This window comes from Streptomyces sp. NPDC034086 (assembly GCF_055575515.1).
In genome coordinates, this window is record NZ_JBVISM010000004.1 from 323,305 (window position 1) to 343,877 (window position 20,573).

The 20,573-nt window shown below is 72.9% G+C and carries 14 protein-coding genes and 1 riboswitch; of the genes, 6 read left to right on the plus strand and 8 right to left on the minus strand.

Translation table 11 applies throughout. From position 1 onward, the window contains the following. Positions 1 to 4 precede the first annotated feature (4 nt). Positions 5 to 164: riboswitch (cyclic di-AMP (ydaO/yuaA leader) on the minus strand. Positions 165 to 381: 217 nt separating this feature from the next. Further along, a complete protein-coding gene (locus ACZ514_RS14190) occupies positions 382 to 1,749 on the minus strand; it encodes a M16 family metallopeptidase (RefSeq protein ID WP_468171031.1) in 1,368 nt (455 codons plus the stop codon). Positions 1,750 to 1,769: 20 nt separating this feature from the next. Further along, the gene (locus ACZ514_RS14195) at positions 1,770 to 3,122 is read right to left on the minus strand and encodes a M16 family metallopeptidase (protein WP_467892838.1); all 1,353 of its coding nucleotides are present in this window, start codon (positions 3,120 to 3,122) and stop codon (positions 1,770 to 1,772) included. A 225-nt stretch (positions 3,123 to 3,347) separates the two neighbouring features. Between ACZ514_RS14195 and ACZ514_RS14200 the strand changes: the two genes are divergently transcribed. After that, the gene (locus tag ACZ514_RS14200) at positions 3,348 to 5,804 is read left to right on the plus strand and encodes a DNA gyrase/topoisomerase IV subunit A (protein WP_469124806.1); all 2,457 of its coding nucleotides are present in this window, start codon (positions 3,348 to 3,350) and stop codon (positions 5,802 to 5,804) included. A 112-nt stretch (positions 5,805 to 5,916) separates the two neighbouring features. Beyond that, entirely contained in the window at positions 5,917 to 8,073 is a 2,157-nt protein-coding gene (locus ACZ514_RS14205) for a restriction endonuclease (RefSeq protein WP_469124807.1), read from the plus strand. 23 nt (positions 8,074 to 8,096) lie between these two features. Here ACZ514_RS14205 and ACZ514_RS14210 read toward each other — a convergent pair whose 3' ends face one another. After that, complete coding sequence (locus ACZ514_RS14210) at positions 8,097 to 9,287, minus strand: CobW family GTP-binding protein (RefSeq protein WP_469124808.1); 1,191 nt, start codon at positions 9,285 to 9,287, stop codon at positions 8,097 to 8,099. A gap of 30 nt (positions 9,288 to 9,317) precedes the next feature. Continuing rightward, positions 9,318 to 10,484, minus strand: coding sequence for a citrate synthase/methylcitrate synthase (locus ACZ514_RS14215; RefSeq protein WP_469124809.1), 1,167 nt, complete (start codon positions 10,482 to 10,484; stop codon positions 9,318 to 9,320). 55 nt (positions 10,485 to 10,539) lie between these two features. On the opposite strand from ACZ514_RS14215, the gene ACZ514_RS14220 reads away from it, so the two are divergent. From ACZ514_RS14220 to ACZ514_RS14230, 3 genes are all read left to right on the plus strand, one after another. Continuing rightward, a complete protein-coding gene (locus ACZ514_RS14220; protein WP_469124810.1) occupies positions 10,540 to 11,802 on the plus strand; it encodes a citrate synthase in 1,263 nt (420 codons plus the stop codon). Between the two features lie 159 nt (positions 11,803 to 11,961). Further along, positions 11,962 to 13,578, plus strand: a complete 1,617-nt coding sequence (locus ACZ514_RS14225) for a sensor histidine kinase (RefSeq protein ID WP_468170791.1) — start codon at positions 11,962 to 11,964, stop codon at positions 13,576 to 13,578. Beyond that, positions 13,575 to 14,273, plus strand: coding sequence for a DUF7342 family protein (locus ACZ514_RS14230; RefSeq protein WP_468170788.1), 699 nt, complete (start codon positions 13,575 to 13,577; stop codon positions 14,271 to 14,273). The genes ACZ514_RS14225 and ACZ514_RS14230 overlap by 4 nt, the downstream gene beginning before the upstream one ends. Before the next feature lie 12 nt (positions 14,274 to 14,285). On the opposite strand, the gene ACZ514_RS14235 is transcribed toward ACZ514_RS14230, so the two are convergent. The 3 genes from ACZ514_RS14235 to ACZ514_RS14245 form a co-directional block, all read right to left on the minus strand. Beyond that, positions 14,286 to 15,878: a solute symporter family protein gene (locus ACZ514_RS14235; protein ID WP_469124811.1), complete on the minus strand. Its 1,593-nt coding sequence runs from the start codon at positions 15,876 to 15,878 to the stop codon at positions 14,286 to 14,288. Then, the gene (locus ACZ514_RS14240) at positions 15,875 to 16,444 is read right to left on the minus strand and encodes a DUF485 domain-containing protein (RefSeq protein ID WP_469124812.1); all 570 of its coding nucleotides are present in this window, start codon (positions 16,442 to 16,444) and stop codon (positions 15,875 to 15,877) included. The genes ACZ514_RS14235 and ACZ514_RS14240 overlap by 4 nt, the downstream gene beginning before the upstream one ends. A gap of 185 nt (positions 16,445 to 16,629) precedes the next feature. After that, on the minus strand, positions 16,630 to 18,750 hold the full coding sequence (locus tag ACZ514_RS14245; RefSeq protein WP_469124813.1) for a DNA gyrase/topoisomerase IV subunit B: 2,121 nt from the start codon (positions 18,748 to 18,750) through the stop codon (positions 16,630 to 16,632). Positions 18,751 to 19,196: 446 nt separating this feature from the next. On the opposite strand from ACZ514_RS14245, the gene ACZ514_RS14250 reads away from it, so the two are divergent. Then, the gene (locus ACZ514_RS14250; RefSeq protein ID WP_125816943.1) at positions 19,197 to 19,433 is read left to right on the plus strand and encodes a DUF7455 domain-containing protein; all 237 of its coding nucleotides are present in this window, start codon (positions 19,197 to 19,199) and stop codon (positions 19,431 to 19,433) included. A gap of 191 nt (positions 19,434 to 19,624) precedes the next feature. On the opposite strand, the gene ACZ514_RS14255 is transcribed toward ACZ514_RS14250, so the two are convergent. Continuing rightward, the gene (locus ACZ514_RS14255; protein ID WP_469124814.1) at positions 19,625 to 20,479 is read right to left on the minus strand and encodes a serine protease; all 855 of its coding nucleotides are present in this window, start codon (positions 20,477 to 20,479) and stop codon (positions 19,625 to 19,627) included. Between the last annotated feature and the right edge of the window lie 94 nt (positions 20,480 to 20,573).

Here is a 20,573-nt window from a genome sequence, read left to right on the forward strand (position 1 = left end):
TGATCCTTTCCTTCCCTCTCGCCTACCGGGTTAGCTGACGGGTTCGGAGCAGGAAGGTCTCCTACGGGCCTCCTCTTGCGAGGGGGTCCGATTCACCCCAGGGACGCATGTGGGTCCCCGGCTCCCCAGGCTCGCGCCTGACGGGGACTCGGCGATCGCTGTCCGGTGCCGCGGTTGCGGCGGGTACGAACTGACGAACAGCACCGCCGACGCTAGGCGGATCATCAGTCAATCGCCAAACACACGAGCGCTTTTGTTGCGTACGCCACACCGCATACACGCAGCCACTCCACCAAACGGACAAAGGGGGCTTCGGCGGATGTTCCGCCGAAGCCCCCTGGAAACGGGGCCGGTCGCGGCCCGTCTCAGGCCGTGCGCCGCTCAGTTGGGAACGACGGTGACCTCGCCGATCCCGAGGGCCAGCACGGGCTCCTCGATCTGCGCGGCGTCGCCCACCAGGATGGTGACCAGACGGTCCACCGGGAAGGCGCTCACCACGGCCGAAGTGGCCTCCGCCGTACCGGTTTCGGCCAGCCGCGCGTACAGCCGCGCCTGGTAGTCGTCCGGCAGCTCCTGCTCCACCTGGTCGGCGAGCGTGCCGGCGACCGAGGCGGCCGTCTCGAACTTCAGCGGGGCCACGCCCACCAGGTTCTGCACCGCCACGTCCCGCTCGGCGTCGGTCAGTCCGCCCTCCGCGAGGGTGCGCAGCACCTTCCACAGGTCCTCCAGCGCGGGACCGGTGTTGGGCGTGTCCACCGAACCGCTGATGGCGAGCATCGAGGCGCCCTTGCCGTCGGCGGTCGAACGCAGCACCTGCCCGAAGGCCCGCACGCCGTACGTGTAGCCCTTCTCCTCGCGCAGCACCTTGTCCAGGCGGGAGGTGAGGGTGCCGCCGAGGCAGTAGGTGCCGAGCACCTGCGGCGCCCAGACGATGTCGTGCCGGTCCGGGCCGATCCGGCCGATCAGCAACTGCGTCTGGACGGCGCCCGGCCGGTCCACGATGACCACGCGGCCCCGGTCGTCGGCCGTCACCGGCGGGACGGGGCGGGGCGCGGCCGTGTCACCCGTCCACGTGCCCAGGGTGTCCGCCAGCAGGGCGTCCAGGTCGATGCCGCTCAGGTCGCCGACCACCACCGCGGTGGTGGTGGAGGGGCGTACGTGTGCCTCGTAGAAGGCGCGTACGGCCCCGGCGTCGATCCGCGCGACCGTCTCCTCGGTGCCCTGGCGCGGGCGGGACATGCGCAGCGTCGCGGGGAACAGCTCCTTGGAGAGCTCCTTGGCGGCGCGGCGCTGCGGGTTGGCCAGCTCGTGCGGGATCTCGTCGAGCCGGTTGCGCACCAGGCGGTCGACCTCGGCGTCGGCGAAGGCGGGCGCGCTCAGGGCCTCGGCGAGCAGCGCGAGCGCCTTGGGCAGCCGGGAGGCCGGGACCTCCAGTGAGACGCGCACGCCGGGGTGGTCGGCGTGCGCGTCGAGCGTGGCGCCGCAGCGCTCCAGCTCGGCGGCGAACTCCTCGGCGGAGTGCTTGTCGGTGCCTTCCGACAGGGCGCGGGCCATGATGGTGGCCACCCCGTCGAGGTTCTCGGGCTCGGCGTCCAGCGGGGCGGCGAGGTTGACCTCGACCGCCACCACCTGCTGGCCGGGGCGGTGGCAGCGCAGCAGGGTGAGGCCGTTGGGGAGCGTGGAGCGCTCGGGGGCCGGGAAGGCCCACGGCTTCGCCTCGCCGGCCTGCGGCCGCGGGTGGAAGGTCATCGTGACGGCTGCGGTGTCGCTCACTGCTCCGCCCCCTCGTTCTCGTCGTGCTGCTCGGTCTCGTGGGCCTCGGCGCCGGCCAGCGGCTCGTAGACCAGTACCGCGCGGTTGTCGGGGCGCAGCCGGGCCGCGGCCACGGCCTGCACCTCCTCGGCGGTGACGTCCAGCACCCGCTGGACGGCGGTCAGGGCCAGCTGCGGGTCGCCGAACAGCACCGCGAAGCGGCACAGTTCGTCGGCCCGTCCGGCCACGGTGCTCAGCCGGTCCAGCCACTCGCGCTCCAGCTGCGCCTGCGCCCGCTCCATCTCCTCGGCCGTCGGGCCCTCGGCGGCGAACCGCGCGAGCTCCTCGTCCACGGCCGCCTCGATGGCGGGCACCTCGACGCCGCTGGAGGTCTTGACGTCCAGCCAGCCCAGCGAGGGCGCGCCGGCCAGCCGCAGCATGCCGAAGCCGGCCGCGACGGCCGTCTGGTCGCGGCGCACCAGGCGGTTGTGCAGGCGGGAGGACTCGCCGCCGCCCAGCACGGTCAGGGCCACGTCGGCGGCGTCGCACTCGCGGGTGCCGTCGTGCGGCAGGCGGTAGGCGGCCATCAGCGCGCGCGCCGGGACCTCCTCGACGATCTCCTCGCGCAGCTGCCCGCCCATGATCTCGGGGAGCGTGCCGTCGCGCGGCGGCTGCTTGCCGTCGTGCGCCGGGATGGTGCCGAAGTACTTCTCGATCCAGGCGAGCGTCCGCTCGGGGTCGATGTCGCCCACGACCGACAGCACGGCGTTGTTGGGCGCGTAGTACGTACGGAAGAAGTTGCGCGCGTCCTCCAGGGAGGCGGCGTCCAGGTCGGCCATCGAGCCGATCGGGGTGTGGTGGTACGGGTGGCCCTCCGGGTAGGCGAGGGCGGTCAGCTTCTCGAACGCGGTGCCGTACGGAACGTTGTCGTAGCGCTGGCGGCGCTCGTTCTTGACGACGTCGCGCTGGTTCTCCATGGACTCCTCGTCCAGGGCGGCCAGCAGCGAGCCCATGCGGTCCGCCTCCAGCCACAGGGCGAGTTCCAGCTGGTGCGCCGGCATGGTCTCGAAGTAATTGGTGCGCTCGAAGCTGGTGGTGCCGTTGAGGGAGCCGCCGGCGCCCTGGACGAGCTCGAAGTGGCCGTTGCCCGGTACGCTCGCCGAACCCTGGAACATCAGGTGCTCGAAGAGGTGAGCCAGACCGGTCCGCCCCTTGACTTCATGGCGCGAGCCGACGTCGTACCAGAGGCAGACGGCGGCGACCGGAGTGAGGTGGTCCTCGGACAGCACCACGCGCAGGCCGTTGGCCAGCCGGTGCTCGGTCGCTGTCAGGCCGCCGGAGCCGGCCTGAGCTGTGGCCGTGTGACCCATGGGCATGTGGTCCCTTCGATCGCGATGCAGAGATTTCTGTCAGACCTGCCACTGTATGCAAGCGCACCGACGGCCGGAGAAGTTCCCGGGTCACTCCCCCGACTCCGTAAGGGGGACCCCCGGGGTCGGAGTCCGCGTTGTCGGTGCGTCGGGCCACAATGGTCCGCGTCAACCCCGCCAGATCCACCCAGTACACCCGAACCTTGGTTAAGGAGCCGCGCAGCGATGGCCCGCCGCAGCACGAAGACCCCGCCGCCGGAGGACTTCGAGGAGAGGATCCTCGACATCGACGTCGTCGATGAGATGCAGGGCTCCTTCCTTGAGTACGCCTACTCCGTGATCTACTCCCGCGCCCTGCCGGACGCCCGGGACGGGATGAAGCCGGTGCACCGGCGCATCGTCTACCAGATGAACGAGATGGGCCTGCGGCCCGACCGCGGGTACGTGAAGTGCGCCCGCGTCGTCGGCGAGGTCATGGGCAAGCTGCACCCGCACGGCGACGCGTCGATCTACGACGCCCTCGTGCGCATGGCCCAGCCCTTCTCGATGCGGCTGCCGCTGGTCGACGGCCACGGCAACTTCGGCTCGCTCGGCAACGACGACCCGCCGGCCGCGATGCGTTACACCGAGTGCCGGATGGCCGACGCCACGTCGCTGATGACGGAGTCGATCGACGAGGACACGGTCGACTTCACCGCCAACTACGACGGTCAGGAGCGCGAGCCCGTCGCGCTGCCCGCCGCCTACCCGAACCTGCTGGTCAACGGCGCGTCCGGGATCGCGGTCGGCATGGCCACGAACATGCCCCCGCACAATCTGGGCGAGGTCATCGCGGCCGCCCGCCACCTGATCCGCCACCCGCAGGCGGACCTGGAGGCGCTCATGCGCTTCGTGCCGGGGCCGGACCTGCCGACGGGCGGCCGGATCGTGGGGCTCTCCGGGATCAAGGACGCGTACGAGAACGGCCGCGGCACGTTCAAGATCCGCGCGACGGTGTCCGTGGAGAACGTGACGGCGCGCCGCAAGGGCCTGGTCGTCACCGAACTGCCCTTCACGGTGGGCCCCGAGAAGGTCATCGCGAAGATCAAGGACCTGGTGGGCTCGAAGAAGCTCCAGGGCATCGCGGACGTCAAGGACCTCACCGACCGCTCGCACGGCCTGCGCCTGGTCATCGAGATCAAGAACGGCTTCCACCCGGAGGCGGTGCTGGAGCAGCTCTACAAGCTGACGCCGATGGAGGAGTCCTTCGGCATCAACAACGTGGCCCTGGTGGACGGGCAGCCGCTGACGCTCGGCCTCAAGGAGCTGCTCGAGGTCTACCTCGACCACCGCTTCGAGGTCGTCCGGCGCCGCAGCGAGTTCCGCCGCACCAAGCGCCGCGACCGCCTGCACCTGGTCGAGGGCCTGCTGGTCGCGCTCATCGACATCGACGAGGTCATCCGGCTCATCCGGGACAGCGAGAACTCGGCGCAGGCCAAGGCCCGGCTGATGGAGCGGTTCTCGCTCAGCGAGATCCAGACCCAGTACATCCTGGACACCCCGCTGCGCCGGCTCACCAAGTTCGACCGGATCGAGCTGGAGTCCGAGCGCGACCGGCTGACCGGCGAGATCGACGAGCTGACCGGGATCCTGGAGTCCGACAGCGAGCTGCGCAAGCTGGTCTCCACCGAACTGGCCGCGGTCGCGAAGAAGTTCGGCACCGAGCGCCGTACGGTCCTGCTGGAGTCGGCGGCCACGGCGGTCGGCTCGGTTCCGCTGGAGGTCGCGGACGACCCGTGCCGGGTGCTGCTGTCCTCGACGGGCCTGCTGGCGCGGACCGTGACGGGCGAGCCGCTTCCCGAGCAGGAGGGCGGGCCCCGGGCCAAGCACGACGTGATCGTGTCGCAGGTCGCGGCGACCGCCCGGGCCGAGGTGGGCGTGGTCACCTCGTACGGGCGGCTGCTGCGCCTCCCGGTGATCGACCTGCCGCAGCTGCCGGACACGCACGCCGCGCCGAACCTGGCGGGCGGCGCCCCGGTCGCGGAGTTCCTCTCCGGGCTGGAGGCCGACGAGACGGTCATCTGCCTGCTCTCGCTGGACGAGTCCTCGCAGGGCCTGGCCCTGGGCACCGAACAGGGCGTGGTCAAGCGGGTCGTGCCCGACTACCCGGCGAACAAGGACGAGCTGGAGGTCATCACCCTCAAGGAGGGCGACCGCGTCGTCGGCGCGGTCGAGCTGCGCACGGGTGAGGAGGACCTGGTCTTCATCACCGACGACGCCCAGCTGCTGCGCTACCCGGCGAGCCAGGTCCGCCCCCAGGGGCGCCCGGCGGGCGGTATGGCGGGCATCAAGCTGTCGGAGAACGCCAAGGTGATCCACTTCTCGGCGGTGGACCCGGCCCGGGACGCCCTGGTGTTCACCGTGGCGGGCTCGCACGGCACGCTGGACGACTCGGTGCGCTCCGGCAAGCTGACCCCCTTCGACCAGTACCCGCGCAAGGGCCGGGCCACCGGCGGCGTGCGCTGCCAGCGCTTCCTGAAGGGCGAGGACACGCTGACGCTGGCCTGGGCGGGCAACGCCCCGGTCCGGGCGGCCTCGAAGAACGGCTCTCCGGCCGCCCTGCCGGCCCCGGACCCGCGTCGCGACGGCTCGGGGACGGCGCTTCCGGCCGACGTCGAGTCGCTGGCGGGCGCCGCGCTGTAGCCGTGTGACGGGGGCGGGCGGAGCGGGTGGACGTCGGCGTTCGCCGGGCCGCCCGCCCCGCCCGCCCACTACTGTTTTCCCGGTACACGCGGGTGGGGGGAGAGCGGAGCCGATGAGTCGTCGGTCCAGCGGGATGATCGGGGTCTGGGCCGAGGCCCAGCGACAGCAGCAGCAGACGCAGCTGATCCAGATGCGGGAGGCGGAGCGCCGGCAGCGGGCGTACGAGCGTGAGGCGGCCCGGGACCGGCGCGAGCAGCAGGCCGCCCACCGGCAGCACCGTGAGGCCGAGGCGCGGCGTCGTACCGAGCAGCTGGACGCGCGGGTGGAGGCGCTGCGGGGGCTGCTGGCCTCGGGCTGCCGGGCACCGGCGTTCCGGATGGCCTCCCTGGTGCGGGCCGAGCAGCTCCCGCCCTTCGACCCCGGCGCCCTCGCGCACCCCGTACCCATGCCGCAGCTGGCGCAGTTCCAGCAGCAGGGCGGCGGCTGGACCCTCGGCTCTCGCGGCCGGGCCCAGGCGGAGCGGGAGGCCCACGACCGGTACACGCGGGCCTGGCAGGCCGCGCACGCCGCCGAACAGGACCGCTTGCGCCGGCTGGCGGCGTACCGGCAGCAGTACGACCGGTGGGCGGCGGAGCAGCTCGCCGGCATCCGCCGGCACAACGACGGCCTCACCGAACTGGCCGGCGCCCTGCGCGCGGGAGAGCCCGACGCGGTGGTGGAGTACTTCTCGGCGGCCCTGTACGCCTCGACCGCGTGGCCCGGGGAGCTGCCCCGCCAGGTGTCGGCGGCGTACGACCCCGCGGCGCGCCAGCTGGTCCTGGACTGGGAGCTGCCCCGGTACGAGGTGGTGCCCGAGGTGAAGTCCGTGCGGTACGTGCCGAGCACGGACCAGGACAGGGAGACGGCCCGTCCGGCGACGCAGCGCCGGGCGCTGTACCGGGACGTGCTGGCCCAGTGCCTGCTGCTGGTACCGCGCGAGCTGTACGCGGCGGACGAGTTCGGCGCCCTGGACTCGGTGGTGGTCAACGGCTTCGTGGACGACCACGACCCGGTGACGGGCCGGGAGGCCCGGATCGTCCTGGGGGCCGTGCAGGCGGCGCGCACCGCCTTCTCCGGGCTGCGGCTGGAGCAGGTGAGCGCGGTGGACTGTCTGACCGAGGGGCTGCGGGGGCAGTTGTCGGCGCGGCCGGACCAGCTGACGGCCGTCCGGGCGGGCCGCCGGCCGGACGAGGTCGGCGGGGGCGTCGTCAGCCACGGCGGGCACACCGGGGGCGGCGAGGAGGAACCCGACCTCTTCCTGATGGACCCGATCGCCTTCGAGAACCTGGTCGCCGAACTCTTCCGGGCGATGGGCATGGAGGCGGTGACCACACAGCGGTCCGGCGACGGCGGTGTGGACGTCGAGGCGCTGGACCCGGCCCCGATCCGGGGCGGGCGGATCGTGGTGCAGGTCAAGCGCTATCGCAACACCGTGCCGCCGGCGGCGGTACGGGACCTGTACGGCACGGTCCAGGACGCGGGGGCGAACAAGGGGGTGCTGGTCACCACCTCGTCCTTCGGACCCGGGTCGTACACCTTCGCCAACGGCAAGCCGCTGGAGTTGGTTCCCGGCGCGGACCTGGTGGAGCTGCTGCACCGGTACGGCCTGCGGGGGCGCCTCGGCGGCGGCTCCGTCCCGGCCCAGCGGAGCGCCGCTTCCCCGCCGCGGGCCGCTGCCGAGGGGCCGGCCGGTTCCCCGGGGCCGACCGCCACGCCCGCCGCGGCCGGGCTGCCTCCCGTCCCCGCGGACCGCAACCTGCTGGGCATGACCTGGTCGGGCGGTGTGGCCCTGGACGTGTGCGCGCTGGTCTGCGAGGGCGGCCGGGTGCTGAGCGAGGACCACTTCGTCTTCTTCAACAATCCCCGCACCCCGGACGGTTCGGTGCGCTCACGCCCGCATTCCGCCCCGGACAAGGCGGCCGTGGAGGTCGGCTTCGACGCCCTCCCGCAGCGCGCCGACCGCCTGGTGCTGGTGGCCGCGGTCGACCCCCAGGTGAATCCGGACGCGGACCTGGCCGGCTTCACCGACGCCCGGATCCGGCTGCTGGACGCGTCGGGCGCGGAGATCGACCAGCTGGAGGTCTCCGACGGCCGGGCGGGCGAGACGGCCCTGGTGCTGGGCTCCTTCCGGCGCCGCCCCAACGGCGACTGGAAGTTCGTCATCGGCGGCAAGGGCTACCGGGGCGGCCTCGCGGACCTGCTGCGGGAGTACGGCGTCGAGGTGGCCTGAAGCGGGGGGCCCGGGCCCGGCACTCACTGCTCCCGCGCGGAGGAGTCCCCGTCCGGCGCGGAGGGGTCCCCGTCCGGCGCGAACGGGTCCTCGCAGCCGAACGGGTCCTCCGGCGCGAAGCCGTCCTCCGGCGCGAAGGGGTCCGAGGGCTCGGCCGGCGCCGGCCGGGGGACGTAGCGCAGGACCGCCCACATGCTCTCGGGGCGGGCCTCGTGCGGGGCCGGTTCGCGGCAGGCCTCCAGCTCGCGCAGCAGGCCCGGCCCGTCGATGCCGGCGCCGATCAGGACGAGCTGCGTGCGGCGCGGTTCCCCCCGCCCCCAGGGGCCGGGGCCGAACCGCAGGAAGCGGCCGACCGCGTGGACCTCGTACCGTTCCTCGTGGCCGGGCACGCCGAACCAGACGAACCCCTTGATCCGGTAGAGGCCGGCCGGGCGCCGGTCGAGGAAGTCGATGAGCCGGCGCGGGGAGAGGGCCTGGTCGGAGGTGAACTCGACGCTCTCGTAGCGGGCGTGCGCGTGCCCGGCGTGGGCGTCGTCATCGCCGTCGTGGTCCTGGGCCGCCTCCGCGATCAGGTCCTCGAAGGAGAGCTGCCCGCGCGTCTCGGCCCACGGACGGCGGTCGAACAGCATCTCCGGGTCGACGCGCCCGTGGTCGACGCCGACCACGGGCGTCCCCGGGGCGCAGAGCGCGGCGAGTTCCCCCTCGATCCGGGAACGTTCGGCGGGGTCCACCCGGTCGGTCTTGTTGAGCACCACCAGGTCGGCGACGGCGAGGTGACGGTCGGTCTCGGGGTGCGCGGCCCGGGTCCGGTCGAACTCCGCCGCGTCGACGACCTGCACCAGACCGCCGTAGCGGATCGCCGGGTTCTCGTTGGCGATCAGCATCCGGATCATCTCCTGGGGCTCGGCGAGCCCGCTGGCCTCGATGACGATCACGTCGATCCGGTGGACGGGCGCCGCCAGCTTGTCCAGGTACGCGTCCAGTTCGCTGCCGTCGACCGCACAGCACAGGCAGCCGCCGCCGAGGGAGACCATCGAGTCGCCGACCTGTCCGGCCACCGACATCGCGTCGATCTCGATCGAGCCGAAGTCGTTCACGACGACCCCGATGCGGGTGCCGCCCCGGTTGCCGAGGAGGTGGTTGAGGAGGGTGGTCTTGCCGGAGCCGAGGAATCCGGCGAGGACCACGACGGGGATGGGCTGGACGCTGTTCATCCGGACGATCGTAGCCAGCCCGGGCCGGCCTCAGGCGGGTACGGGTACCGGCTGCGGCGGGGTCGGGCCGGTGTAGTGCGCCGCCGGGCGGATGATCTTCGAGTCGGCGGCCTGCTCCAGGACGTGGGCGCTCCAGCCGATCACCCTCGCCGCGCAGAAGGTCGGCGTGAACATCTCGCGCGGCAGCCCGCACAGCTCCATGACCACGCCCGCGTAGAACTCCACGTTGGTGTGCAGTTCACGGCCCGGCTTGAGTTCGGCGAGGATCTCCTCCACCTGCCGCTCGACCTCCACGGCGAAGTCGACGAGCCGCCCGCCGAACTGCCGGGCGATCTCCCGCAGCATCCGCGAGCGCGGGTCCTCGGTGCGGTACACGGGGTGGCCGAAGCCCATGATCCGGTCCCCGGCCAGGACCCGCTCCCGGATCCAGGGACCGATGCGCTCCACGGTGCCGATGGCGTCCAGGGTGTCCAGGGCCCGGCTGGGCGCGCCGCCGTGCAGGGGGCCGGAGAGCGCGCCGATCGCGCCGGTGAGGCAGGCCGCGACATCGGCACCGGTGGAGGCGATGACGCGGGCCGTGAAGGTGGAGGCGTTGAAGCCGTGGTCGACGGTGGAGACCAGGTACCGCTCCACGGCGCGCGCCCGGACCGGGTCGGGTTCGGTGCCGGTGAGCATCCACAGGTAGTTGGCGGCGTACGGGAGGTCGTCGCGCGGTCCGACGGGTTCCAGGCCCCGGCCCAGCCGGTACAGGGCGGTGAGCAGGGTGGGTACGGCGGCGCAGGCGGCGAGGGCGTCGGCGGCGCGGCGGGCGGGGTCGAGGTCGTAGACCGGCCGGAAGCCGGAGCGGGCGCCGAGCAGCGAGAGCGCGGTGCGCAGTCCGGAGAGCGGCCCGGAGGCGGCGGTGGCACGGGCGAGGGCGGGGAGGGCGTCCCGCACCTCGGCGGGCAGGTGGCGCAGCGGGGCGGTCTCGGCGGCGAAGGCGGCCCGCTCGGCGAGGTCCGCGGGGAGCGCGCCGCGGAACATCAGGTGCCACACGTCCTCGAAGGTGCGGCTCGCGGCGAGGTCGACGGCCGAGTACTGCCGGTAGTGGTAGAAGCCCTCACGGCCCCGGACGTCACCGAGCTGGGTCCCGGTGACCACGACTCCCGCGAGACCGCGAGGTACTTCGACGGTGGTGTTCATGGATCGACCATCCATCCTTGACTGGATCGATGTCAATATTGATCTGATCAACCTATGTAGGGTGGGTGTCATGAGCGACGACCGAGGCGACGCCCCTCCCGCCGCGACCGGCACCGAGCGACGGCTGACCACCCGCGAGGCGGCACAGCTCCTCGGAGTGAAGCCCGCGACCGTGTACGCGTACGTCAGCCGCGGCCAGCTCGGCAGCCGGCGCGACGCGGTCGGGCGGGGCAGCACCTTCGACGCCCGCGAGGTGGAGGCCCTGGCGAGGCGCAGCCGGCGGGAGGCGGCGGTCCCCGCCGGGGAGCTCGCCGTGCGCACCTCGCTGACCCTCATCGAGGACGACCGGTACTTCTTCCGGGGCGTCGACGCCGTGGAACTGGCCTCCGCCTACCCCTTCGAGGAGGTCGCCGAGTGGCTCTGGACGGGCGCCCTGCCGCGGGGCGCCCGGTTCACCGCTCCCCCGGAGGCGCTCGCCGCCGCCCGGCGGGCGGTGGCCGCGCTGCCCGGGCACAGCGGGCCCCTCGACCGGCTGAGGGTCGCGGTCGCCGCCGCCGCGGTGGTGGACCCGCTGCGCTTCGACCTGTCCGAGGAGGCGGTACTGGGCTCCGCGCGCTGCCTGATCCCGACGCTGGTCGGCGCCCTGCCCGGGCCGTCGCCCCGGGAGGCCGGCCGGGACGCCGACGGGCGGCTCGCCCGCGCCCTGTGGCCGCGCCTGACCGGGCGGGAGCCGGATCCGGCGGCGGTCGACGCCCTGGACCTGGCCCTGGCCCTGCTGGTCGACCACGACCTGGCCGCCTCCACCCTGGCGGTACGGGTGGCCGCCTCGGCGCGGGCCCATCCGTACGCGGTCGTCTCGGCCGGGCTCGGCGCGCTGGAGGGCCCCCTGCACGGGGCGGCCGGGCGGCTCGCCCACCGGATGCTGGCCGAGGTGCTGGAGCGCGGCGGCGCCGCGCCGGTGGTGGCGGAGCACCTGCGCGCCGGTCGCCCGGTGCCCGGGCTCGGCCACCGGCTCTACCGGGGCGAGGACCCGAGGGCCCGGGCCCTGTTCGGGCGCCTGGAAGCGCTCCCCCAGGCCGCCCCGGCGCTCGGCGCGGCACGTGACGTGGCGGCGGTGATGGCCCGGCACGGGCTGCACGCCAACGTCGACCTGGCTCTGGCGGTACTGACGGTGTCCTGCGGGATGACCCCCGAGGCGGGGGAGACGGTCTTCGCGGTCGCGCGGACGGCGGGCTGGATCGCGCACGCGCTGGAGGAGTACCGGGAACGCCCCCTGCGCATGCGCCCGAGCGGGCACTACACGGGCCCCCGCCCGCCCCGCCCGCTGCCCTGACGCCCGCGGCGCCGCCCTCGGGACGCCGCCGGGCCGGGGGCACCGTCCGGCCGACCGCGCCCCCGGCCCGGGGATCGCGAGGACGCGCCGCCTCCGGGTGGGCCTTCTCATAGACCGGGGAAATTCCGCTTCCTCCCCCGCCCGCCTACCGTGCTAGTCATGCGGTTCCTCCCCACGGGCTCTCGGCGCCTCGGGCTGCCCAGACGGGCCGTCTCACAGATCCTGCTGACCCAGCTGGCCATCGCGGCGGGGGTCGCCGTCCTGGCGACCGGCCTCTTCCTGGCCCCGCTGGGCCGCCAGCTGGACGACCAGGCGATGCGGCGGGCCCTGGCCATCGCCCAGAGCGCGGCGGCGGACCCGTCCCTGGCCGCCGACCTCCTGCGGTCGCGGCCCTCGCCGGACAGCCCCGTGCAGTCCGCCGCCGAACGGATCCGCACGGCGACGGGGGCCGAGTACGTCGTCGTCATCGACCTCGACGGCATCCGCCGCTCGCACCCCAGCGCCGACCGCATCGGACGCCCCGTCTCCACCGACCCCGGCGACGCCCTCGCGGGCCACGAGGTGATGGAGATCGACGAGGGCACCCTGGGCCGCTCCGCCCGCGGCAAGGTCCCCCTCGTCGCCGCCGACGGGGAGGTCGTCGGCGCCGTCTCCGTCGGCATCGCCTACGACAGCGTCCGCGACCGGCTGCTCGGCGCCATCCCCGGACTCCTCGCCCACGCGGGCGGCGCCCTGGCCGCCGGCGCGCTGGCCGCCTACCTGCTCTCCCGCCGGATCCAGCGGCAGACCCGCGACCTGGCCTTCTCCGATATCGCGGGCCTCCTCGCGGAGCGCGAGGCCATGCTGCACTCCATCCGGGAAGGAGTGATCGCCCTCGATCCGGACGACCGGGTGCGCCTCGTCAACGACGAGGCCGCCCGGCTGCTGGGCCTCCCCGAGGACAGCGCGGACACCCTCGCCGGCCGGCCGCTGGACGAGGTGCTGGGCGCGGGCCGCACCAGCGACGTCCTGACCGGCCGCGTCACCGGCCGTGACCTGCTGACCGTCCAGGGCCCGCGCGTCCTGGTCGCCAACCGCATGCCCACCGCGGACGGCGGAGCCGTCGCCACCCTGCGCGACCGCACCGAGGTGGAGCGTCTGGGCCGCGAACTGGACTCCACCAAGGGCCTGATCGAGGCCCTGCGCGCACAGGACCACGAACACGCCAACCGTCTCCACACCCTCCTCGGCCTGCTCGAACTGGAACTGCACGAGGAAGCCGTCGCCTTCGTCACCGAGGTCGTCGGCGTGCACCGCACCACGGCCGAGCAGGTCACCGAGAAGGTCCACGACCCCCTGCTCGCCGCCCTGCTGGTGGGCAAGGCCACCGTCGCCGCCGAACGCGGCGTCGCGCTGCGCCTCGCCCCGGCCGCCCTCCTCCCCGACCGCCTGGTGGACCCCGGCGGCCTCGTCACGATCCTCGGCAATCTCGTGGACAACGCCATGGACGCGGCGGCCGGCTCGGCCGCGCCCCTGGTCGAGGTCGACATCCGCGCGGAGGGACGCACCGCCGTCCTGCGGGTGCGCGACAGCGGTCCCGGGATCCCCGCCGGCCGGCGCGAGGACGTCTTCACCGAGGGCTGGTCGACCAAGCAGCCCAGGGCCCACCGCGAGCGCGGGCTGGGGCTGGCCCTCGTACGCCGCCTCGCGGAGCGGCAGGGCGGCAGCGCCCGGGCCGGTGAAGCAGCGGACGGAGGGGCGGAGTTCTCCGTCGTACTCCCGGAGGCCCTGCGATGAACGAGACCCCGATCCACGTATTGGTCGTCGACGACGACATGCGTGTTGCCAGGATCAACGCGGCGTACGTGGCGAAGGTTCCCGGTTTCCAGGTGTCAGGCGAGGTGCATTCGGCGGCCGAGGCCCTCGGCTTCCTCACCGCCCGCCCGGTCGACCTGGTTCTCCTCGACCACTACCTCCCCGACGGGAACGGCCTCGACCTGGTGCGCCGACTGCGCCAGCTGGGCCACCACACCGACGTGATCATGGTCACGGCCGCGCGGGACCTGGCCACCGTCCAGGCGGCCATGCGGCTCGGCGCCCTCCAGTACCTGGTCAAGCCGTTCACCTACGCCGGCCTGCGCGCCAAGCTGGAGGCCTACGCCTCCCTGCGCCGCTCCCTCTCCGGCGGCGGCGAGGCCGAACAGGCGGAGGTCGACCGGATCTTCGGCGCCCTCGCCGCGGCCGACACCCCCAACGAACTGCCCAAGGGCCACTCCCCCACCACCGCGGAGCTGGTCCGGCAGGTGCTGCGCGCCGCCGAAGGCCCCCTGTCCACCCAGCAGATCGCCGACCGCGCCGGCGTCAGCCGGCAGACCGCGCAGCGCTACCTGAAGCTGCTGGACCGTGCCGGCCGCGTCACCCTGGCCCTGCGCTACGGCGAGACCGGCCGCCCCGAACACCGTTACGCCTGGCGCCCGCCGGACACCGCTTAGGGCACGGGCGGCTCACACCGCACCGGCCCCCGTCAGGGAGCGGACCTCCGTCTCCGCGTGCTTGCGCTCGTCCGCCTCCTCCGCGGAGGTGACGGTGCCCAGCCAGCCGGCCAGGAACCCGAGCGGGATCGAGACGATCCCCGGGTTCTGCAGCGGGAAGTACTGGAAGTCGACGCCCGGGAACAGGGATTCGGGGCTTCCGGAGACGACGGGTGACAGGACGACCAGCAGCACCGCCGGAACCAGTCCGCCGTACACCGACCAGACCGCCCCCCGCGTGGTGAAGCCCCGCCAGAACAGCGAGTACAGCAGCACCGGGAGGTTGGCGGAGGCCGCCACGGCGAAGGCGAGCCCCACCAGGAAGGCCACGTTCAGGTCCTGCGCCAGCAGGCCCAGGGCGATCGCCACCGCCCCGATCCCCACGGCCGCGACCCGGGCCACGGCCACCTCGCTGCGCTGCCTGGCGTGCCGGCGCCTGAGGGAGGCGTACAGATCGTGCGCGACGGAGGCCGACGAGGCCAGGGTGATCCCGGCGACCACGGCGAGGATGGTCGCGAAGGCGATGGCCGACACGATCGCGAACAGCACAGCGCCCCCGGTGGACCCGGCGCCGCCGCCGAGGAAGGCCGCCAGCAGCGGCACGGCCGTGTTGCCGGAGGCGTTCGAGGCCCGCACCTCGTCCGGACCCACCAGTGCGGCCGCCCCGAAACCGAGGACGACGGTCATCAGGTAGAAACCGCCGATCAGCGCGATCGCCCACACCACCGACCGGCGGGCGGCCCGCGCGGTCGGCACGGTGTAGAAGCGCGACAGGATGTGGGGCAGCCCGGCCGTGCCCAGGACCAGGGCGAGACCGAGGCTCATGAAGTCGATCCGGGCGGTCCAGTCCCCTCCGTACTTCAGGCCGGGACTCAGGAAGCGCGCCCCGTGCCCGCTGCGCTCCGCGGCTCCGGTGAGGAGCTGGTCGACGTTCCCGTGGAAGCGGAGCAGGACGAGCACGGTCAGGGCGAGGGCCCCGCCCATCAGGAGCACCGCCTTGACGATCTGGATCCAGGTGGTCGCCCGCATCCCGCCGAAGGTCACGTAGACCACCATCAGCGCGCCCACCCCGATCACGGTGAGGGTCCGGGCGGCGGGGCCCGCGTCCGAGAGCAGCAGGCCCACCAAAGTGCCCGCTCCGACCATCTGCGCGACCAGGTACAGCACGGAGACGACCACCGAGGAGGTCCCGGCGGCGATCCGGACGGGCCGCTCGCTCATCCGCGCGGCGACCACGTCGGCGAGGGTGAAGCGGCCGCAGTTGCGGACCAGTTCGGCGACCAGGAACAGGACCACCAGCCAGGCGACGAGGAAGCCGACGGAGTAGAGGAGGCCGTCGTATCCGAAGAGGGCGATCAGCCCGGAGATCCCGAGGAAGGAGGCGGCCGACATGTAGTCGCCCGCGATGGCGAAACCGTTCTCCAGGGGGGAGAAGAGCCGCCCGCCCGCGTAGAACTCCTCGGCCGAGCCGTGCCGGTTGCGGCTGACCCAGGTGGTGATGCCGAGGGTGACCGCGATGAAGGCGCTGAAGAGGATCAGCGCGAGGGTCTGGTGCTCGGTGCTCACGCGTCCTCCTCCTCATGGCCGGTCGCCGTCCGCGGCCGCCCGTGCTCCCGCTCGCGCGCGGGAGCCCGTCCCCGCGCGCGCTCCTGGTCCCGTTCCTGTGCGCGTTCCTGTACGCGCTCCTGCTCGAAGACGGTCCAGCGCAGGTCGAGCGCCGCCCGGTCGCGGCGCAGCCGCGCGTGCCGGGCGTAGGCCCAGGTCAGCAGGAAGGTGCTGAGGAACTGTCCGAGGCCGGCCAGCAGGGCCACGTTGACCGCGCCGGCCACGGGCCGGGCCATGAACCCGGGTGCCGCGGTGGCGGCGACCACGTAGGCGACGTACCAGAGGAAGAAGCCGGCGGTCGCGGGGACGACGAACCCGCGGTAGCGGCCGCGGACCTCCTGGAAGGCGGCGCTGCGCTGCACTTCCAGGTAGATGTCGGACGCGCCGGGCGCGGCCCGGTCTCCGGGAGGCGGGGGAACCTGGGCCGGGACCGTGTCCGATCCCTCGCCCCAGCCCACGGCCAGCGCGTCGTACCAGGGGTCGTCCAGCCGGATCGTTCCGGCATCACGGCCTTCGTGCTTGTCCACCGAACTCTCCTTGTCCGCCGCCGCATTGGCCGCGTGCCCACAAGGATGTGCCGGTTGGTCGGTTTCCGGACTGATGTACCGGTGCTCTTCACCCCTTCAGGTGATGGGGCGAGGGGCACCGGTGTGCCGGAACGCCGTTTGCGCCTGCGCGGTACCGGCCGCCGCCGGCCGGTACCGCGCAGGGGTCAGGCGTCGATGCGCGAGCGGTCCAGGGTCGCCGCGGAGCCGGTGATGAACTCCTTGCGCGGGGCCACCTCGTTGCCCATGAGCAGGTCGAAGACCTGCTCGGCGGAGTCCAGGTCGCCGATGTTGATGCGCCGCAGGGTGCGGTGGCGGGGATCCATCGTGGTCTCCGCCAGCTGGTCCGCGTCCATCTCGCCGAGGCCCTTGTAGCGCTGGATGGCGTCCTTGTACCGGATGTTCTTGCGCTGGTACTCCAGCAGGGTCTGGCGCAGCTCGTTGTCCGAATACGTGTAGACGTACTTGTCCTGGCCCTTCTTGGGCTGGACGAGCTCGATCCGGTGCAGCGGCGGCACGGCCGCGAAGACGCGTCCCGCCTCGACCATCGGGCGCATGTACCGCTGGAAGAGCGTGAGCAGCAGGCAGCGGATGTGCGCGCCGTCCACGTCGGCGTCGACGAGGAGGACGATCTTGCCGTAGCGGGCGGCGTCGATGTCGAAGGTGCGGCCGGAGCCGGCTCCTATGACCTGGATGATCGCTCCGCACTCGGCGTTCTTGAGCATGTCCGAGACCGAGGACTTCTGGACGTTGAGGATCTTGCCCCGGATCGGCAGCAGCGCCTGGAACTCGGAGTTCCGCGCGAGCTTGGCCGTACCGAGCGCGGAGTCGCCCTCGACGATGAAGAGCTCGCTGCGTTCCACGTCGTCGCTGCGGCAGTCGGCCAGCTTGGCGGGGAGCGAGGAGGACTCCAGCGCGGTCTTGCGGCGCTGGGCCTCCTTGTGCTGGCGGGCCGCGATGCGGGTCCGGGCGGCCGCGACGATCTTCTCCATCACGGCGCGGGCCTGCTGCTTGTCGTCGCGCTTGGTCGAGGTCAGGAAGGCCTTGAGCTCCTTGGCGACGACGGCTGCGACGATCCGGGTGGCCGCGGAGGTGCCGAGCACCTCCTTGGTCTGGCCCTCGAACTGCGGCTCGGCGAGCCGGACGGTGACGACCGCCGTCATGCCCTCCATGGCGTCGTCCTTGACCACGTCGTCCTCGGCGACGCGCAGCAGCTTCGCGGAGCGCAGGACCTCGTTCACGGTCTTGGTGACCGAGCGTTCGAAGCCGGAGACGTGGGTGCCGCCCTTGGGGGTGGCGATGATGTTCACGAAGGACTTGACGTTGGTCTCGTACCCCGTGCCCCAGCGCAGGGCGATGTCCACGCCGAGCTCGCGGGTGACCTCGGTGGGGGTCATGTGGCCGCGGTCGTCGAGGACCGGGACGGTCTCCTTGAAGGTGCCCGAGCCGGTCAGGCGCAGCACGTCGCAGACGGCCTTGTCCTGGGCGAGGTAGTCGCAGAACTCGCTGATGCCCCCGTCGAAGCGGAAGGTCTCCTCGGTCTTGCCCGCGCCGTCGAGGCCCCGCTCGTCGCGGACGACGATGGTCAGGCCGGGCACGAGGAAGGCGGTCTGGCGTGCGCGCTGGTAGAGGGTCTCCAGGGAGAGCCGGGCGTCCTTGAGGAAGATCTGGCGGTCGGCCCAGTAGCGGACCCGGGTGCCCGTCCTGCCCTTGGGGATCCGCTTGACCTTGCGCAGCCCGCTCGCCGGGTCGAAGGCGCTGTCGGGGCCCTGGTCCGCGAAGAGCCCGGGGACGCCGCGGCGGAAGCTGATGGCGTGGGTGGAGCTGCCCCGGTCGACCTCGACGTCCAGGCGGGACGACAGGGCGTTGACCACGGAGGCGCCGACGCCGTGCAGGCCGCCGGAGGCCGCGTACGAGCCCCCGCCGAACTTGCCGCCGGCGTGCAGCTTGGTCATGACGACCTCGACCCCGGAGAGGCCGGTCTTGGGCTCGACGTCGACCGGGATGCCGCGGCCGTTGTCGCGGACCTCGACGGAGGCGTCGTGGTGGAGGATCACCTCGATGTGGTCGCAGTAGCCGCCCAGGGCCTCGTCGACGGAATTGTCGATGATCTCCCAGAGGCAGTGCATCAGGCCTCGGCTGTCGGTGGAGCCGATATACATACCGGGGCGCTTGCGGACGGCCTCGAGGCCTTCGAGGACGAGCAGGTGCCGCGCGGTGTAGTTGGAGCCGTCCCGGTCTGCTCCGGACAGCAGCGCGCTGGAAGGCACGGACGTGTCGGCGGTCACGCAGTTCGCTCCTCGCTGAATTTCTTTTCTGGCCCGGTCGGGCGCAGGGATGGCTCGGTCGCCGGTCGAAGGGTACCGAGGCCTGGTAGAGCCGATGCAACGCCACCCTCGTGGCTTCCACAGCGTAGTGCAGATCCGCACGGATGTTCGATCCCCCGTGGGGGTGAAGCAAACATCACGTTCCCTTCGACGCATGAACCATTTAGGGTTCGGGCACGTCCTCATGCACAACCGGCACTCACGCCGGGAGGACGAGAACTGCTACAAGCGAACGACTGACAACGCGAAACCGTAAAGCAACGCAATACGGCTCCTTCGCCGCCAACCGGCAGCAGCCGGCCAGCTTCGGAAGGAAGTTTCGAGGAAAAGCCGCGAGCGGGAACGTTTTCGGCCTGGTTGGATGTTGACCCTGGTACGACAGCTCGTCGAGCTAGAGAAGAGGCGACGTGACTACTGTTCTGACACCCGCGACCCCGCTGACGGCCGCTGACCGATGCGACCGTTGCGGCGCCCAGGCATATCTGCGCGTCGTCCTCCTGAGCGGTGGTGAACTGCTCTTCTGCGCCCACCACGGGCGCAAGTTCGAGCCGGAACTCAAGAAGATCGCCGCGGAAATACAGGATGAGACCGAGCGGCTTACGTCCGCTCCGGCCGCCGCCAGCGCGGCCGACGAGGACCGCTGACACAAGCCTGAACCTCGCATCCGACGAGCCAGGACCGGCCAGGCCGGTCGACGGGCGGCATCTCTGAGACCCAGGGATGGCCGCCCGTCCTCATGTCCGGGACCGCCCGGACCACCCCGCTTCCGGTCCAGGCACCCCTTCAGGGGCCGCAGGGGCCCGCTGGAGCCCCTCCGCGGCCTCCGGCGGTGTTCCTAGAGCGCTCCCGGCTGTACGTCTGCCTCGGAGTCGCTCACGAAGCCGACCAGCGGGGCGATCCGGGTGTACACCCCCGGGCTGTCCGCGCGCCCGCAGCCCCGGCCCCAGGACACCAGCCCGATGAGCCGCCCCTGGGCCACCAGCGGCCCTCCGCTGTCGCCCTGGCAGGCGTCCTTCCCGCCGGAGCGGTCACCCGCGCACACCATGGAGTCCTCCTGGTAGCGCCCGTCCGAGTCCCCCGGGTACGCCCGGCGGCAGACCTCGTCCGCCAGGACCGTGACCCGCGCCGCCCGCAGCCCGTACGCGTAGTCGCCGAAGCCGCTGGTGTCACCCCACCCGTACACCACCGCCTCGGTGCCCGCTCCGTAGGCGGGGTGGCCGGCCCCGGCCATGGGGAGGACGTGGTCCGCCGGCACCGCCTCGGCCAGCTCCAGCACGGCGAGGTCCCCGGCGTTGGTCCCGGGGTCGTAGGCCGGGTTCACCCGGGCCCCCAGCACCGCGATCTCGCGGCCCTCGGGCGCCCGGAGTTCCGTACGTCCGGTGATCACGCGGAAATCGGGGACGGACTCGACCGGCCCGCCCAGCACCTGGCGGCCGAGGCAGTGCGCCGCCGTCACCACGGTGGTGGGGGCCACGACGACACCCCCGCAGAACTGCCCGTCGCGGATACCCCCGAACCGGTCACGGCTGGCGAGGGCCACGACCCACGGGCTGTCGGCGACCCGCGCCGGGCTCCCGCCTATGACGATGCTGTCCGCGGCCACCGTGGGCGCCTGGGCCAGCGGCGCCGCGGCCGCTCCCGCCACGAGGGTCAGAGCGCCCACCAGGACACGGGCGAAGGGACGACGCATGAGGCCTCCTGACTCTGAGTGTGCTCGAATACACCCAGAGTGGGATGACCCGGTGACATGCGCACCTGCTGCACCCGGGCGGTGCCGGGGGCCC

What these genes read in the sequence shown, in the direction of transcription:
- ACZ514_RS14190 (WP_468171031.1), bottom strand. Translation starts at nt 1,749, where the DNA reads ATGACCTTCCACCCGCGGCCGCAGGCCGGCGAGGCGAAGCCGTGGGCC.
- ACZ514_RS14195 (WP_467892838.1), bottom strand. Translation starts at nt 3,122, where the DNA reads ATGGGTCACACGGCCACAGCTCAGGCCGGCTCCGGCGGCCTGACAGCG.
- ACZ514_RS14200 (WP_469124806.1), top strand. Translation starts at nt 3,348, where the DNA reads ATGGCCCGCCGCAGCACGAAGACCCCGCCGCCGGAGGACTTCGAGGAG.
- ACZ514_RS14205 (WP_469124807.1), top strand. Translation starts at nt 5,917, where the DNA reads ATGAGTCGTCGGTCCAGCGGGATGATCGGGGTCTGGGCCGAGGCCCAG.
- ACZ514_RS14210 (WP_469124808.1), bottom strand. Translation starts at nt 9,287, where the DNA reads ATGAACAGCGTCCAGCCCATCCCCGTCGTGGTCCTCGCCGGATTCCTC.
- ACZ514_RS14215 (WP_469124809.1), bottom strand. Translation starts at nt 10,484, where the DNA reads ATGGATGGTCGATCCATGAACACCACCGTCGAAGTACCTCGCGGTCTC.
- ACZ514_RS14220 (WP_469124810.1), top strand. Translation starts at nt 10,540, where the DNA reads ATGAGCGACGACCGAGGCGACGCCCCTCCCGCCGCGACCGGCACCGAG.
- ACZ514_RS14225 (WP_468170791.1), top strand. Translation starts at nt 11,962, where the DNA reads ATGCGGTTCCTCCCCACGGGCTCTCGGCGCCTCGGGCTGCCCAGACGG.
- ACZ514_RS14230 (WP_468170788.1), top strand. Translation starts at nt 13,575, where the DNA reads ATGAACGAGACCCCGATCCACGTATTGGTCGTCGACGACGACATGCGT.
- ACZ514_RS14255 (WP_469124814.1), bottom strand. Translation starts at nt 20,479, where the DNA reads ATGCGTCGTCCCTTCGCCCGTGTCCTGGTGGGCGCTCTGACCCTCGTG.